At 54.1% G+C, this 15,229-nt stretch carries 16 protein-coding genes; 15 read left to right on the top strand and 1 reads right to left on the bottom strand.

Annotation, left to right across the window (positions count from 1 at the left end; translation table 11 throughout):
• Positions 1-381: 381 nt before the first annotated feature.
• The 7 genes from ylqF to ACI3UA_RS07120 all read left to right on the top strand — a co-directional run bounded on the left by ylqF (position 382) and on the right by ACI3UA_RS07120 (position 5,977).
• Complete coding sequence (gene ylqF, locus ACI3UA_RS07090) at positions 382-1,311, top strand: ribosome biogenesis GTPase YlqF (protein ID WP_439724118.1); 930 nt, start codon at positions 382-384, stop codon at positions 1,309-1,311.
• Positions 1,312-1,349: 38 nt separating this feature from the next.
• Positions 1,350-2,132: a ribonuclease HII gene (locus ACI3UA_RS07095; protein WP_439724119.1), complete on the top strand. Its 783-nt coding sequence runs from the start codon at positions 1,350-1,352 to the stop codon at positions 2,130-2,132.
• Between the two features lie 26 nt (positions 2,133-2,158).
• Positions 2,159-4,261, top strand: a complete 2,103-nt coding sequence (locus ACI3UA_RS07100) for a hypothetical protein (RefSeq protein ID WP_439724120.1) — start codon at positions 2,159-2,161, stop codon at positions 4,259-4,261.
• 15 nt (positions 4,262-4,276) lie between these two features.
• Positions 4,277-4,606: an EscU/YscU/HrcU family type III secretion system export apparatus switch protein gene (locus ACI3UA_RS07105; protein ID WP_439724166.1), complete on the top strand. Its 330-nt coding sequence runs from the start codon at positions 4,277-4,279 to the stop codon at positions 4,604-4,606.
• A gap of 5 nt (positions 4,607-4,611) precedes the next feature.
• Positions 4,612-4,971, top strand: a complete 360-nt coding sequence (locus ACI3UA_RS07110) for a YraN family protein (protein ID WP_439724121.1) — start codon at positions 4,612-4,614, stop codon at positions 4,969-4,971.
• Between the two features lie 21 nt (positions 4,972-4,992).
• Complete coding sequence (locus tag ACI3UA_RS07115) at positions 4,993-5,553, top strand: UbiX family flavin prenyltransferase (protein WP_439724122.1); 561 nt, start codon at positions 4,993-4,995, stop codon at positions 5,551-5,553.
• Between the two features lie 154 nt (positions 5,554-5,707).
• Positions 5,708-5,977, top strand: a complete 270-nt coding sequence (locus ACI3UA_RS07120; RefSeq protein WP_439724123.1) for a YdbC family protein — start codon at positions 5,708-5,710, stop codon at positions 5,975-5,977.
• A gap of 131 nt (positions 5,978-6,108) precedes the next feature.
• Here ACI3UA_RS07120 and ACI3UA_RS07125 read toward each other — a convergent pair whose 3' ends face one another.
• Positions 6,109-6,975: a shikimate dehydrogenase gene (locus ACI3UA_RS07125; RefSeq protein WP_439724124.1), complete on the bottom strand. Its 867-nt coding sequence runs from the start codon at positions 6,973-6,975 to the stop codon at positions 6,109-6,111.
• Positions 6,976-7,128: 153 nt separating this feature from the next.
• Here ACI3UA_RS07125 and ACI3UA_RS07130 point away from each other — a divergent pair, with 153 nt between their 5' ends.
• The 8 genes from ACI3UA_RS07130 to recJ all read left to right on the top strand — a co-directional run bounded on the left by ACI3UA_RS07130 (position 7,129) and on the right by recJ (position 15,218).
• A complete protein-coding gene (locus tag ACI3UA_RS07130) occupies positions 7,129-7,584 on the top strand; it encodes an ACT domain-containing protein (protein WP_439724125.1) in 456 nt (151 codons plus the stop codon).
• A gap of 52 nt (positions 7,585-7,636) precedes the next feature.
• Positions 7,637-8,926: a homoserine dehydrogenase gene (locus tag ACI3UA_RS07135; RefSeq protein WP_439724126.1), complete on the top strand. Its 1,290-nt coding sequence runs from the start codon at positions 7,637-7,639 to the stop codon at positions 8,924-8,926.
• Positions 8,927-8,942: 16 nt separating this feature from the next.
• Complete coding sequence (gene thrB, locus ACI3UA_RS07140; RefSeq protein ID WP_439724127.1) at positions 8,943-9,857, top strand: homoserine kinase; 915 nt, start codon at positions 8,943-8,945, stop codon at positions 9,855-9,857.
• Between the two features lie 178 nt (positions 9,858-10,035).
• Positions 10,036-11,295, top strand: coding sequence for an HD domain-containing protein (locus tag ACI3UA_RS07145; protein WP_439724128.1), 1,260 nt, complete (start codon positions 10,036-10,038; stop codon positions 11,293-11,295).
• 157 nt (positions 11,296-11,452) lie between these two features.
• Positions 11,453-11,974 carry a gamma carbonic anhydrase family protein gene (locus ACI3UA_RS07150; RefSeq protein ID WP_439724129.1) on the top strand — a complete coding sequence of 174 codons (522 nt, stop codon included), beginning with the start codon at positions 11,453-11,455 and terminating at the stop codon, positions 11,972-11,974.
• Positions 11,975-12,080: 106 nt separating this feature from the next.
• Positions 12,081-12,497 (top strand): nucleoside-diphosphate kinase, encoded by a 417-nt coding sequence (gene ndk / locus ACI3UA_RS07155; RefSeq protein WP_439724130.1) that lies wholly within the window; start codon positions 12,081-12,083, stop codon positions 12,495-12,497.
• A gap of 18 nt (positions 12,498-12,515) precedes the next feature.
• Positions 12,516-13,016: a cob(I)yrinic acid a,c-diamide adenosyltransferase gene (locus ACI3UA_RS07160; RefSeq protein ID WP_154406550.1), complete on the top strand. Its 501-nt coding sequence runs from the start codon at positions 12,516-12,518 to the stop codon at positions 13,014-13,016.
• A 222-nt stretch (positions 13,017-13,238) separates the two neighbouring features.
• Positions 13,239-15,218, top strand: a complete 1,980-nt coding sequence (gene recJ, locus ACI3UA_RS07165) for a single-stranded-DNA-specific exonuclease RecJ (RefSeq protein WP_439724131.1) — start codon at positions 13,239-13,241, stop codon at positions 15,216-15,218.
• Positions 15,219-15,229: the final 11 nt, after the last annotated feature.

Here is a 15,229-nt window from a genome sequence, read left to right on the forward strand (position 1 = left end):
CTGAGGGTACTGCCGCAGACTGTCCCTTTAAATGTCTGAACAGAGTCCACAAAATGTCAAACTATATTCAATATATGCTCGAAGTAACAATCAAGCACTACGAAAAACTGAAATTTATAAATATGTGTTTCTGGTATTTTGCTTGCTGTCAGGTGATTGGTATGTTATAATTTTTACAGAACTTGTTTTCTTGTACCTTCCTTGTCTACCATTTGTCAACATTTTGTCAGCAAACGCGGATTTTTCTATGAAAATACGGGAAAATACGGTTTAGGACAATATAGGATGTATTAAGAAACTGTGTTTAGATATTTGACCACATGACCAATAAAAATGCGGTTTTGTGGAAATACTATAAAAGATTGATGAGGACTATATCGAATGGAAAATACGATTAAAACACCAATGCCCCAAATCCAGTGGTATCCTGGTCACATGAAGAAGGCCAGGGATATCATCACAGACAACCTGAAGCTGGTGGATGTAGTGATTGAGCTTTTGGACGCGCGGATTCCATACAGCAGTGCCAATCCTATGCTGCAGGAGATTATTGCGGGAAAGCCGCGGCTGGTGGCACTGAATAAGTCTGATCTGGCGGATGCCGGGGTGACGAAGGAATGGGTGGCTTATTTCCGCAGGCAGGGAATTCCTGCCGTGGCAGTGGATGCACCTCAGGGGCGCGGCATCAAGCAGCTGGTAGCCATGACGGAGAATCTGGCGAAGCCGATGACGGATAAGCTGGTCAGCAAGGGGGCAAAGGCCAGGGCGGCCAGGGTCATGATTCTGGGCATTCCCAATGTGGGCAAGTCCTCGCTGATTAACCGGCTGGCCGGTTCCAACAAGGCCAAAACAGCCGATAAGCCGGGTGTGACACGCGCCAAGCAGTGGATTCGTCTGGGCGGCAGTCTGGAGCTTCTGGATACGCCGGGTATTTTGTGGCCGAAGTTCGAGGATATGACTGCCGGCCTGAAGCTGGCATTTACGGGGGCCATCAATGATGAGGCTATCGACCGTGAGCTGATTACAGGGGTATTTCTGCAGACGATGGCGGCAATGTATCCTGACAGGCTGCGGGAGAGGTACAAGCTGGCAGGGGAGCTGCCGTCAGAGCCGCACGAGCTTTTGGAGCTCATAGGCAGGAAGCGCGGCTGTCTGGTCAAGGGCGGCATCGTTGATACGGAGAAGGCACAGCGCATAGTGCTTGCTGATTTCAGAAGCGGCAAGCTGGGAACTGTCAGCCTTGACAAGCCGCCGACGGAGGAAGAGGATGGCACAAAGGCAGGGCAGGAAGCTGACGCAGGACAGGCTTGAAGGGCTGTATCCTGTGAAGAATTTATGGGTAAGTGTATATGGATATTAGCAAATTGACGATAAAAGAGTTGGAACGGCTTTTCAAATCCGGGCAGGTGACGGAGGATTTGCTGGCGGCATGCCGACAGGATGGAAGGGCTGCGGCAGGCAAGCTCCTGCAGAAGTATGAGCGTCAGCAGGCAAGGCTGGCAGAAGAGCGGCAGAGATTGCTGTCCATGTATCAGTACGAGCAGGAAGCAATAAAAAAAGGCTGTGAGCTGGTCGCCGGTGTGGACGAGGCGGGCAGGGGGCCGCTGGCAGGCCCTGTTTCTGTAGCCGCTGTGATACTGCCGGAAAAGCTCATGCTGCCGCGCCTCAATGATTCAAAGAAGCTGAGTGCCCGGGTGCGGGATGAGCTGTACGATGAGATTATGGCAAAGGCCGTGGCTGTAAAGCAGGTTTTTGTGGATTCTGCCGTGATTGACCGGATTAACATACTGCAGGCTACCATGCAGGGCATGTACGATGCAATAGATGGCCTGCCACAGAAGCCGCAGATGGTGCTGATAGATGCCGTGCATCTGGACAGGCTGCCTATGCCCCAGCTGTCCCTGATTAAAGGTGATGCCAGGTCAGCCTCCATAGCGGCGGCCTCCATTATTGCCAAGGTTGCCCGTGACCGTCTGATGGATGAGTATGACAGGCAGTATCCGCAGTATGGCTTTGCCAGCCATAAGGGATATGGCACGGCGGAGCATGTGGAGGCTGTCAGGAGGTATGGTCCATGCCCTATTCATCGTCTGACTTTTGAACCTGTCCGTTCCATAATGGAAAAGAGATAATGTGATTATTTTCGGGGAGGTACGTCATGCCCACAAATGTAAATACAGCGGTAGGTCCTTCTATACAGCCTGCAGGCAGGACTGCAGAAACCAAAACAGACCGCATAGCAATAAATAAGGATGGCGGTTCCAGCTCGGCCTTTGCCAAGCAGACCGATGTCAAATTTACTAATTCTGTGGATAACATGTCTGCAGTGCTGGATAAGGTTGCCAACAGCCGTCTGGGGACGGAGGCTGTACTGCCGAAACAGCTGCAGCAGATGATAAACAATGTGGTGCGGAATGCGTTTTCCCTGGAAAGCTCTCTGGGCGAGGGGCTGGGCAGTGCTATGGCCAGCGAGCGGTATTCGATAGAGCAGCTTACCACGCTGGGGCGGATTTTCCAGCAGCTTGGCAGCATGGCAGAGGTCAATGCGGCTTCCTCCGGCCAGCTGGCAGGCATGCAGGATAGCGGCGGCGTTATGGCAGGGGAGCTGACTGATGCCCTGCAGGTGATGATGGCCAATATCAGAAATCTGGTGGGTGAAGGAATTCTGTCAGGCAATAGTGGCAATTTGGAGCTGGTGCAGCTGAACAAGCTGGCTTTCCAGCTTTTGAACAGCGGCAGTACGGAAGGTATGCCGGGGGATTTTGTGCGGCTTCTGCAGCAGCTGTCAGGTCAGCTGATGGCCGCAGGACAGGCGCCGCAGGCGGCAGTACAGGAAGACGGGGCGGCCGGTGCCCTGAAGCAGCTGATAGATGTGCTGTTCCCGCGTCCTTTGACCGCCGGTAATAGTTCGGCCGCTTCATCATCAGGCACTAACGTTGCAGGTGGCAATGCAGGAAATGCGGCGGGAAGTGCCGCAGGCGGCAGCCTGCTGAATGCCGGCAACGGAATGCCGGCAGCAAATTCCGGCGCAGCTGCCACAAACATCAATACAGGCATCGGTTCAGGTGCAGGTCAGGGCGTGAGTGTCAACGTGAATGGCGGTGCTAACGTAAATACGGCAGCGGATGCATTGGCAGGGGGCAGTAATGCTGGCAGTGCTACAGGTACCGGCTCCGGCGGAGCAGGTATGGGCGCGGCAGCCGGAGCCGGTGGAGCTGCGAATGTCAATGCCAATGGCAATACGGCTGCCAATACGGATGCCAGCGCAAATGGGCAGGCAAAGCAGGCCGGGCAGATGATGACCGGCAGGGAGAGCGGCGTGCAGGAAAATGGCGGCCGCCAGTCAGTCAGTGCCAATGCCAATGCCGGTGCAAATCCTAATCCTAATGCCAATGCACTGCAGGGAAATACCTCCCATCAGGCCGCCGAGCTGGAAAACAACCCTCTTTTCAGGCAGATTTTCAGCCGCTATGGCTATACTCAGGAAACCGGTGTGGTGAAAAATCCCCAGCACAGTCAGCAGCAGGCGCCGCAGCTGCAGCTGGCCAACAACCAGCAGACGGTGGCGGCCTTCAAGGATATGGCACAGCTTCTGCTGAAGGACAGCAGTATGACAGCAAAGGATGTGCAGCTTCTGCAGGATTTTGTCAATGGCAGTCAGGAGGCCCTGAGCCAGCAGGATGCAAAGCAGCTGAACCTGTTGCTGAGGATGGTGCAGAGCAATATTCCTGCCGCTGTCCAGCAGGCAGGCCAGCAGCAGGGCATGGAAGGACTGCCGAAGCTGTGGGCCTTCTTGCAGCTGGCGGAGCTGGGAACCTTGAAGGGCATCCGGGCGAAGGAGCTGAAAAATGCCAGCAAGGAAATCAGGACGGTGATTTCCTCCATGAAGGGCGCAGTCAGCAGCGAGGGCAGCTACAGGGCGGATGGGCAGAAGTCCATCAGTTTTGTCATGCCGCTGTATATCGGGGAAAATGAGCAGAGCTATCCGGCCTACATCAATCTCTACGATGAGCCGTCCCATGAAGATGAGCAGGGCAGGACGAGGAAGGATACCTGGTTCCGCGTCTGTGTGCTGACGGAAAATATCGGGGCGGTGGACATAGTCTGCCAGCTTTATGAGGGCAACAACCTCAATCTGCGGATTCAGTTTTCGGATCAGGAGGCCGTGCGGGCCTTTGGCGAGTATCTGCCCGACATCAGGAAGGCACTGTATGATACATCGGTTCATTTGAATGATTTGAGGGTGGGGACGGTGAAGTAATTGCTGAAGGATAGAATGAAGCCCAGGGAGGAGCCGGAGGAGGATCCGCAGGCCGAAAAGAAAGCCGTTGCCATCAAGTATGACATGGAAAAAAACAAGGCGCCAAAGCTGGTAGCCAAAGGCAAGGGTCATGTGGCGGAAAACATACTGGAAGCGGCCAAAAAGGGACAGGTGCCTGTCTATCAGAACAAGTCCCTGGTCAATATGCTGATGGCTTTGGAGCTGGATAAGGAAATTCCAACGGAGCTGTACACTACGGTGGCAGAAATACTGGCCTATGTGTACAGGATTGACAGGCGGCGCAGGGAAAAAATCCTGGAGGAGCCGCCGATGAAGGGACTGTAATACTGGTGGACAGCAAGGAACTTGGCAGGCGCGGTGAGGCACTGGCGGCGCAGTATCTGGCGACGCATGGCTGCAGTATTGTGGAGCAGAACTACCGCTGTCCTGCGGGAGAGATTGATATTATTGCCAGATGCGGTGAGCTGGTGATTTTTGCCGAGGTAAAGACAAGGAGGTCCGGCAGGTTTGGCAGGCCCGGTGCGGCAGTGGATTCTTTCAAGCAGCAGAAGATTATCAGGAGTGCCGGCTGGTATATCCGCGGCAAAGGGCTGGAGGGCAGCCGCTTCCGTTTTGATGTGCTGGAAGTGATGCGCACTCCTGCAGGGCAGATGAGCGTAAATCACATCAGGGGTGCTTTTGAAGCCTGATGTGAAGAGAGGATGTATGGTATGAAGATTATAGTGGGCATTACCGGTGCCAGCGGCAGTATCTACGGGCTGAAGCTCATAGAGGTGCTGAAAAACGCCGGTCATCAGGTTCATGTGGTGATTTCGGACAGCGGCGTCGGGGTGATTCAGTACGAATGTGATACTACATTGGAGGATATAGCTCTGGTGGCGGACAAGATATACAATGTGCATAACGTGGGAGCGGCCATTGCCAGCGGCTCTTTTCAGGCGGATGCCATGGTAATAGCACCCTGCTCCATGAACACCTGCGGCTGTCTTGCCGGCGGCATCACGGATAATCTGCTGACCCGTGCGGCGGATGTCATGCTGAAGGAGGGGCGCAAGCTGATTGTGGTGCCGCGGGAAACGCCGATGCATGCCGGGCATCTGGAGAATCTTCTGAAGCTGAGCCGGATGGGCGCCGTGATTATTCCGGCGAGCCCGGGATTTTACCATCGGCCTGACACAATTATGGATCTGGTGAATATGCTGGTCGGCAAAATTTGCGATAATCTGGGCGTAAAGAACAATTTGTTCGCCCGCTGGCAGGGAATAATGTGAAAAAAACCTAAAAAGATTTGTGATATTCTCTGAAAAAACTTGATATGTGAAGCAATACAGTATTTACATCCTTCTGCAACAATGCTATATTTAATTTGTAATTAAGTGCACGACAATTACGAATTTTAAGAAATGTTCAGCAGGGGGATGAGCAATGGCTTATGTAAATCTGGTAGCAGAAGATAGTCTTGTATACGATATAAAAAAGAAATTGGGGGTGATATCAACAGCGAGAAATGGCTGGACGAAGGAAATCAACCTGGTGGCCTGGAATGGCGGTGAGCCGCGGTATGAGCTGCGCTCATGGTCGCCTGACCACAGACGGATGGGCAAGGGGATTTCCTTCAACAAGGAGGAACTGGGGTCGTTGCGGGAGATTCTGACGCAGCTTGGCCCTGAGCGCAATCTGCAGGCAGGGGTATAGCCTGCAGGGCGGCATTCTTCAGGACAGACATGAGAAAATAAAAATAAAAGTGCAATAAAATGACCGAGGATGCGCAGGGGATTGGCGTCTTCGGTCATTTTTGCTGTGCGCTATGCGCTGTTTCTGTGCAGTTATGATTTTCCGGAAGTCGGGCAGAGGGCCGATCGGAGCGCTGCCGCCATCGGTTCCCGTGGCAGCTGCAGGCCTGTCCAGAGGCGGAAGGCCTCTGCGCCCTGCCCGACCAGCATGGCCTCGCCGTTGAGCGTCCGGCAGCCATGCTCCCTGGCAGTTTTGAGGAAGAGGGTTTCGGCAGGGGTGTAGATGATGTCATAGACAAAGGCATCGGGGCTTACCCTGTCCCAGTCCACAGGCGGCATGGCATCTGTAGCCGGTGTCATGCCCAGGGGGGTGGAGTTTATCAGGAGCTGTGCCCGGGGCAGCTTTGCGGCAAACTCGTCAGAGTGCCAGTCCAGCACCTCAATGTGCATGTATTGGCGGAAATACTCCGCAACAGGCTGAACCTTGGCGACGTTCCGTACGCCGATGGTGAGGGTGCTGACCCTTTCTTTGATAAGGCCCCAGATGATGGCCCGGGCGGCGCCGCCGGCACCCAGCAGGATGGCATTTTTGCCGGAGGGAGAGAAGCCCTCCTGCTTCATGCCGTCAATAAAGCCTGTCACGTCGGTGTTGTAGCCCGTCAGATGGCCGTTTTCGTTTTTGACGGCATTGACGGCGCCGATGATTTTGGCATCCTCGTGTATTTCATCCAGGTATTCCATGATGGCCTGCTTGTGGGGGATTGTGACGTTAAAGCCGCAAAAGCCCAGCGCCTTAAGCCCCTTCACCGCCGCTTCCAGATTTTCGTTCAGCACCGGCATGGCGATATAGGCATAGTCCAGCCCTGCGGCCTGAATGCCCGCATTCTGCATGGCAGGGGAAAGGGAGTGGGCAATGGGATTGCCTATTACGCCCATGTTGATGGTTTTTCCAGTAAACATAATCAGTTTCAGCTCCTTGGTGTTTTTTATCTATTATACTAAAAAATTTTTACAAATGTCTACTGGTACTATTGTCAAGTTTACATTTATCGTGCTATAATATCCCTTGTATGTAGAAAAACATCTTTTTAGGGTGTACGGAGGGAAGCAAAAATGAGTAAATCAGAAAAAAACGGTTATTTTCTCGTGCGTGAGGAAATTCTGCCAGAAGCTATAAAGAAAACCATCCGGGTAAAGGAAATGCTGAAGCGCGGCGATGCCCGCACCATCAACGAGGCGGTGGAGCGCATGGAGCTGAGCCGCAGCGCTTATTACAAGTACAAGGATTACGTATTTCCTTTTTATGAGGCCAGCCAGAACAAGATTGTGACACTCACTTTTCTGCTGGAGCATAAGCGGGGCGTATTGTCCAGCGTGCTGAACACCATTTCCGGGGATTCCGGCAGTGTGCTGACCATCAATCAGGGCATACCTCTGCAGGGGGTTGCCAACGCTACCGTATCCATTGAAACTGCCAACATGTCGGTTGATCTGGAGGCGCTTCTGGACAAGCTGCGCATGGTTGACGGCGTGAAGCGCATGGAGGTACTGGGACAGGCTCAGGCCTGATGCGGCGCGTTTTTTCCCGGTGATTTGACTTAGAAGGAGAATTTTTTGTTTTATGTCCAAGGAAATTAGTATAGGCCTTTTGGGTTCCGGCACTGTAGGTACCGGAGTTGTCAGGGTTCTGAAGGAAAATGCTGATGATATCAGCAAGAAGGTTGGCGGGCGGATTGCCATAAAGAAGGTGCTGGTCAGGGATCTGACCAAAAAGCGCGAGTATCTGGAGGGAATCCAGCTGACTGATAATGCGGATGATATCCTGAATGACCCGGAGATTGATATTGTGGTGGAGCTGCTTGGCGGCCAGCACCCTGCCCGTGAGTACATGCTGAAAGCTATGGAAAACGGCAAGCATGTGGTTACAGCCAACAAGGATGTGGTGGCACAGTTCGGTCACGACCTCTTTGATATGGCGGAGGCCAAGGGTGTTGATTTCAAGTTTGAGGCCAGCGTGGGGGGCGGTATCCCGATTATTACCCCTTTGAAGGAGTGCCTGACCGGCAACCGCATCAGCGAGATTATGGGTATTGTCAACGGCACGACCAACTACATGCTGACGAAGATGGCAGAGGATGGCTCGGATTATGCCAGCATCCTGAAGGAAGCCCAGGCCATGGGTTATGCCGAGGCCAATCCTGCCGCTGACGTGGAGGGCTGGGATGCGGCCCGCAAGGCGGTTATTCTGGCATCCATCGGCTTTAATACCCGCATCAATCTGGATCAGGTTTCCGTGGAAGGAATTACCCATATTGAACCGGCTGATATCAACTATGCCAACGAGCTGGGCTATGTCATCAAGCTCCTGGCTGTGGCGAAGGATTATGGCGAGAAGGGCGTCAACGTCCGGGTTCATCCTGTATTCCTGCCTAGCAGTCATCCGCTGGCCTCTGTCAAGGATGTGTTCAATGCGATTTTCCTCCGTGGCAATGCCATCGGTGATGCCATGTTCTACGGCCGTGGGGCCGGTTCCCTGCCGACCGCTTCTGCCGTGGTGGCGGACATTATCGGTGAGGCAAGGAATATTGTCAGCCACGTACATTCCGTGATTGGCTGTACCTGCTATAACAGCCGCGAGTTCTGTCCTATTGAGGAGACGGAATCCTCCTACTATGTGCGCCTGCATGTGGATGATGAGCCGGGTGTGCTGGGGTCTATCGCTACGGCCTTTGGTGAGAGCGGTGTCAGCCTGAAGTCCGTTATCCAGACGCGCAAGGTGGGCGCCCATGCCGAGATTGTGGCTGTTACCCATGTGGTACAGCACAGGAATCTGCAGAAGGCGGCTGATGTGCTGAAAGAGCTGAAGGTTGTTGACAGCATCCGGAGCATTATCCGCGTGGAGGAGAACTGAGCTAGGAGGCTTTCCGATGGAATTAAAAAGTGTAAAGGTCAGGGTTCCCGGAACCTCAGCCAACTGCGGCCCCGGTTTTGACTGTCTGGGCGTGGCGTGTACCATTTATAACGAGCTGGAGCTGACCCTTCTGCGTGAGGAACGGCTTGACATAGAGATTACAGGTGATGGCGCCGGCAATATTCCTGTTGATGACAGGAACATCGTGTGGCGGTCCATTCAGAAGCTGCTGGCAAGGGCCGGCAAGGAGCAGGAGTATAAGGGAGCCATTATCAGGATGAATAATGGCGTGCCGCTGTCAAGGGGGCTTGGCAGCAGTGCTACGGCTATTGTGGGCGGATTGAAGGCGGCCAACGAGTGCCTGGGCAATCCCTTTACCAACCGTGACCTTTTGCAGATGGCGACGGAGATAGAGGGGCATCCTGACAATGTGGCGCCGGCCATCTTTGGCGGCTTTACCATCAGCATTGTCAGGAATGGCAAGCCGGAGTGCTTTTCGCTGCTGCCAAAGCTGCCGTTGAAGCTGGTGGTGACGGTGCCGGATTTCTTCCTGCCTACCAAGGCGGCAAGGGCGGTTCTGCCTGCCGAGGTGCCTATGAAGGATGCTGTGTTCAACATCGGCCGGGCGGCCATGCTGACGGCGGCGCTCTGCAAGGGCAACAAGAGCTTCCTGCGCAGTGTGTTTGATGATGCCCTGCATCAGCCATATCGTGCCAAGCTGATTCCCGGCATGTATGATGTGTTCAAGGCCGCCAGGGCGGCAGGTGCGCTGGGTGCCAGCATGAGCGGCGCCGGCCCGTGCCTGATTGCCTTCACGGTGGAGAATGCCGAGGCCGTGGGCATGGCGATGCGTGATGCTTTTGCCAGAAACAATGTGAAGTCCGAGTACCATGTCTTTGACATTGACGGTACCGGGGCAACAGTTATTTAAAATTTGTATTGTTTGGCTGATTTTATTATATGCTGTATAATAAAGTCAGCCTGTTTTTGTGCGTTATTAAAGCGTTGTGTGGTACTGTGCAAGCTGTAAAGCCCGTTCAGCCTGTGCAGATTATTGATATTATGCGGTGATTGCGGGGATGCTGCAGGTATTGTCAGGAGATGTGGTTATGCTGGAAGCGGAATTTGTGGCAAGGGTGAAAGAAGCCGGCGGAAATGCCTTTGTGGTTGGCGGCTGGGTGAGGGATTTTCTGCGGGGAGAAAAGCCGGAGGACAAGGACTATGTGGTGACGGGCCTTGATGTGGAGCGGTTCCGGAGGATATTTCCGGAGGGCATTCTCATTGGCAGGTCCTTTCCTGTTTTTTTGCTGCCTATTGACGCCGCTGACGGCAGGGGAAGCAGGCAATGCGAGGTGGCGATGGCCCGCAGGGAAAGCAAGTCAGGCAGTGGCTATCGGGGATTTTCGGCAGAGGCGGACAGGTTTATCACCATTGAAGAGGATTTGTATCGGCGGGATCTGACGGTGAACAGCATTGCCATGGACTTGCACAGCGGCAGAATTGTGGATTTATACGGAGGGCGGGCTGATATTGAGGCCGGTGTGCTGCGGCCTGTTTCGGAGCGCTTCGGTGAGGATCCGGTGCGGGCTCTCCGGGCGGCGCGGTTTGCGGCAAAGCTGGGCTATAGGCCTGCGCCGGAGCTGATATCGGCCATGGACAAGTGCCGCAGGGAGCTCAGGGAAGAGCCGGGGGAGCGGATTCTGGGCGAGCTGAAGAAGGCGCTGGCAACGGACAGGCCATCCTTGTTTTTCCGCCTGCTGCACAGTGCAGGCCTGCTGGAGGATACCTTCCCGGAAATCCATGCCCTCATAGGCAAGACACAGCCGGAGGCCTATCATCCGGAGGGGGATGCCTTTGAGCATGTCATGCTGATTGTGGACCAGGTGGCCGGGCAGACGAAGAATGTTACGGCACGCTTTGCGGCTCTCTGCCACGACCTGGGCAAGGGGGCAACGCCTGTGGAAATGCTGCCCCATCACTACGGCCATGAGGCAAAGGGACTGGAAGTGCTGGCCGGCTGGAATCGCCGCGTAACCCTGCCGTCGGTGTGGCTGAAGGCGGCGAGGTTCATCATCAGCCAGCACATGCGGGCGCCCCGCCTTTCCAAGCCGCCGAAAATCTGCGAGCTGCTCCTGATGATGAAGGCGGTGGAGGCGGAGCTGCCCGTCGGTGACACAAAAATCATTATCGGCGCGGACAACAGGGGTCTGCCGCCTTATCTTGAGCATGCGGAGGAAATCATCGCCGCCATGGGCAGGATATCTGGCTCCGATGCGCCCCGGAACCTGACCGGCAGAAAAATCGGCGACTGGGTGAAAAGACAGCAGCTGGAAGCGTGCAGGCAAATACTGGAAAATATAATGCCATAAACAAAACTAATTAAACTATAGCAAATTAGAGGGTTTTCTGTTATAATAATACAAAAGAAATGTAAGTGGGCTGGCAGGATGATTTGTCCTTTGCTGTCACCGCAGTGTTAAGCATATTCATCACGTCAGCCGCAGGTGTTCCAGGAAGGTGATTTTTATGGCAATTTATCCGTACAAGGATATCAATCCTGATTTAGCTGATGATGTTTTTATTGCGCCTAGTGCTTCTGTAGTGGGTGATGTGAAGATGGGCTCGGGCACCAATGTGTGGTTCGGGGCTGTGGTTCGCGGCGATGTGAACAAGGTTATTATCGGTGAGCATACCAATATACAGGATAACGCCACGATTCATACCATGAGTGACGCACCTACGGAGATTGGCGATCATGTGACTATCGGTCACAATGCGGTGGTGCATTGCAGCAAGGTGGGAAGCAACTGCCTGATAGGCATGGGCAGCGTGCTGATTGGTTACTCCGAGATAGGCGACAACTGCGTTATAGGAGCCAATTCCTTTATCCCACAGCACAAGAAGATTCCGGCCGGCTCGCTGGTATACGGCAACCCTGCCAAGCTGGTGCGCGCCCTGCGGGATGATGAGCTGGAGGCCCTGAAGGCATCCACTGAGAATTACTACAAGCTGGGACAGGTTTATGCGGAAATCATGGGGAACAAGTAATTTTCGGCAGAAATTTGTTAGATGAATTTTTTCTGAAAAGCAGGATTTTTGCCTGAGGTGTAGAATTATACCAGTAGAGACAAGTAACAAGAGAGGTATTGAGAAAATGGAAAAAACTTTGGTGCTTATAAAGCCGGATGCCGTGAGGGGTAAACACATCGGCGACATCGTTAAAATCTACGAGGAAAAGGGCTTGAAGATTTTGGCAATGAAGATGCTGCAGATGGATGAAAAGCTGGCTTCCAGGCATTATGAGGAGCATATCGGACGTCCTTATTATGATGATTTGATGGGCTTTATGACTTCCGGCCCGATTGTCGCCATGGTACTGGAGGGCGAGGGTGCTATTGCCAATGTGCGCGCCATCAACGGCAAGACAAATCCTGCCGAGGCGGAGGAAGGGACGATCCGCAGGCTGTACGCCGCCAGCGGCAGCCGCAACGCGGTGCATGCCTCTGATTCGCCGGAGAATGCCGCACGGGAGATTTCTATTTTCTTTAATGCCGCCGAGATTTATGATTAAATTTGAGGGGGAATGAAGATGAGCCTGTACACTGCTAGAGGCGACAGCGGTATGACCGACCTGAGTACCGGTCAGAGAATTGCTAAAAATTCGTGGAGGGTCAAGGCCTATGGTGCATTGGACGAGTTTGGTTCTGCCCTGGGCATGGCAAGGGCCTTTTGTGAAAACGAAAAGGTAAAGGATCTGTGCCTGCGCCTGCAGAAGCTGAACGGGCTTCTGATGACCGACCTGGCCAGCCTGAATGACTACGAGCCGTTGATTACCCATGACCATGTTGTGTACCTTGAGGATATGATGGACAAGATGGAGGAGCAGATGGAGCCTCTCCACGGTTTCCTCATCCCTGGCGAAACTAAGGGCGGTGCCTGCCTTGACCTGGCAAGAACAGTGGCAAGGCGTGCCGAGCGTGTTATGTGGGATTTGGCAAAAAATGAAATTGTGCCGGATCAGGACAGGATCCTGCTGAACCGTATTTCCGACTTCTGCTTTATGCTGATGCGCCTGGAGGAAGACAGATAGCTTCCGGACGGGGTGCCAGCCGGGCATGATTATTACAGGTGAATAGCTGCAAAGAAGCGTGTGTTGAAAAATTTTTCTTCAATATGCGCTTTTTTTGTGTGACAGGCAGGATTTTTGCAATATATAACGAATATATTTTCTTAGAAAGAATTTAACTGTATGCGGTAGCGCCCGTATGTGGCGCGGGCATCAGGCATGCTGATTTTTAGGAAGAAGATTTATATGCGAAAAATTTGGAACATCAGACAAAAGGACAAGAAGAAAGCGGCCGTGCTGGCGGCCGAGCTGGGAGTATCGCCGCTTCTGGCGGGAATCCTGCTGAACAGGGGAATTGATGATGCGGCGGCGGCCAGGGAATTTTTGCATCCGGAGGACAGGGAGTATTACGACCCCTACCTGCTGCCGGACATGGACAAGGCTGTAAAGCGCATCAGGGCGGCCATCGAGGCCAGGGAGCAGATTGTGGTGTACGGGGATTATGACGCCGACGGCATTACGGCTACCACCGTGCTGCTGAGGACGCTGCAGCAGCTGGGGGGCTGGGCGGATTATTACATTCCTGACCGCTTTACGGAAGGGTATGGCGTCAATCTGGATGCGTTGAAGCGCATGCACAGCCAGGGAACCAGCCTGGTGATTACCGTTGACTGCGGCATCAAGTCCGTGGAGGAGCTGCGCAGTATGCAGGACTGCATGGATTTTGTGGTGACTGACCATCACCTGCCGGGGGATGAGCTGCCGCCGGCGGTGGCGGTGATAGATGCCCATCGGCAGGATTCAGAGTATCCCTGCGCGGAGCTGGCCGGGGTGGGCATTGCCTTCAAGCTGTGCCAGGCCCTGTGGCAGAGCATGAAAAAGGCACCGGCGGAAAATCCGGGGCTGGAGATTGTGGCACTGGGCACGGTGGCAGACGCAGTGCCGCTGGTGGACGAGAACAGAAAGATTGTTTCCGAGGGCTTGAAGCGCATGAAGGATTCGTCCTTTGTGGGGATACGTGCCCTGATTGAAGCGACGGGGCTGGGCAACCGCGAGATTGACAGCATGAGCATCGGCTTTGTGCTGGCGCCGCGCATCAATGTGGCAGGCAGGCTGAAAAGCGCCCGCCTCAGCGTGGAGCTGCTGCTGTCCGAGAATGAGGACATGGCCAGGGAAATGGCACAGCAGCTGAATGAGCTGAACAATACCCGCAAGGAGCTGAAAGAAGAAATTCAGGCCATGGCGGAGGCGCAGCTGCAGTCCATGGACATCGGCAATGCGAGGGTTATCGTGGTGGCGGGCAGGGAGTGGCACCACGGCGTTCTGGGGCTGGTGGCCTCATCCCTGCAGGAGAAATACTACCTGCCGACGGTGGTCATCAGTGTCAAGGACGGTGTGGGCAAGGGCTCCTGCCGCAGTATTCCCGGCTTTAATCTCTTCAAGGCGCTTACTGCCTGCCAGCCGGCCCTGGTGCAGTTTGGCGGACATGAAATGGCGGCCGGCCTGACGGTCAGGGAGGAAAATATCGATATGCTCCGGGATATGCTGGAGGCGGAAGCAAGGCGCCAGATGACAGCGGCCCAGTATATTCCCCGCTATGATATTGATATGGAGATTTCACCGGCAGAAATGACTATGGAAATGGTGGAGGAGCTGGCCCTTTTGGAGCCCTGCGGCATGAAAAATGAATCGCCCCTGTTTGCCTGCCGGGGCCTTAGCTGCATCAACCCGGAGCTGAAAGGGGCAGATGCCAGGCATTTGAAATTTACCATTTCTGACAGGGGCAGGTTCGTGGATGCCATAGGCTTCAACATGCCGGAGGAGCTGGAGCGTGTGGCCAGGGGCGGCTTTGATATGGTTTATTCCGCCGGCATCAACGAATGGCGTGATGTGAGAAATCTGCAGTGCATGGTGCGCTCACTGGATGAGCCGGTGCCGCGGCAGCAGGAAACAAGTGTGGACAGGGAGTTCATGAAAAAGATTTATATTTTCCTTCGCGGCAGGCTGGATGGCGGACACAGGCTGTCAGCCGACCTCAGCTGGCTGGCCATGCAGGCCAGGCTGGAAGGCTGCAGTGCGGAAGAACAGAATGTGGCTGACGCGGTGGAGGTGCTTTTGGAGCTGGGGCTTCTGACAGGGACGCCGGATGGCTATCTGGAGCTGAACCGCGCGGCACAGAAAATGGATTTGCATGATTCCCCTACTTTTAGAAGGTTAAATAGCTGAAAATGTGCTAT

The sequence above is a fragment of the Anaerovibrio sp. genome, assembly GCF_051866355.1.
GTDB lineage: Bacteria > Bacillota > Negativicutes > Selenomonadales > Selenomonadaceae > Anaerovibrio.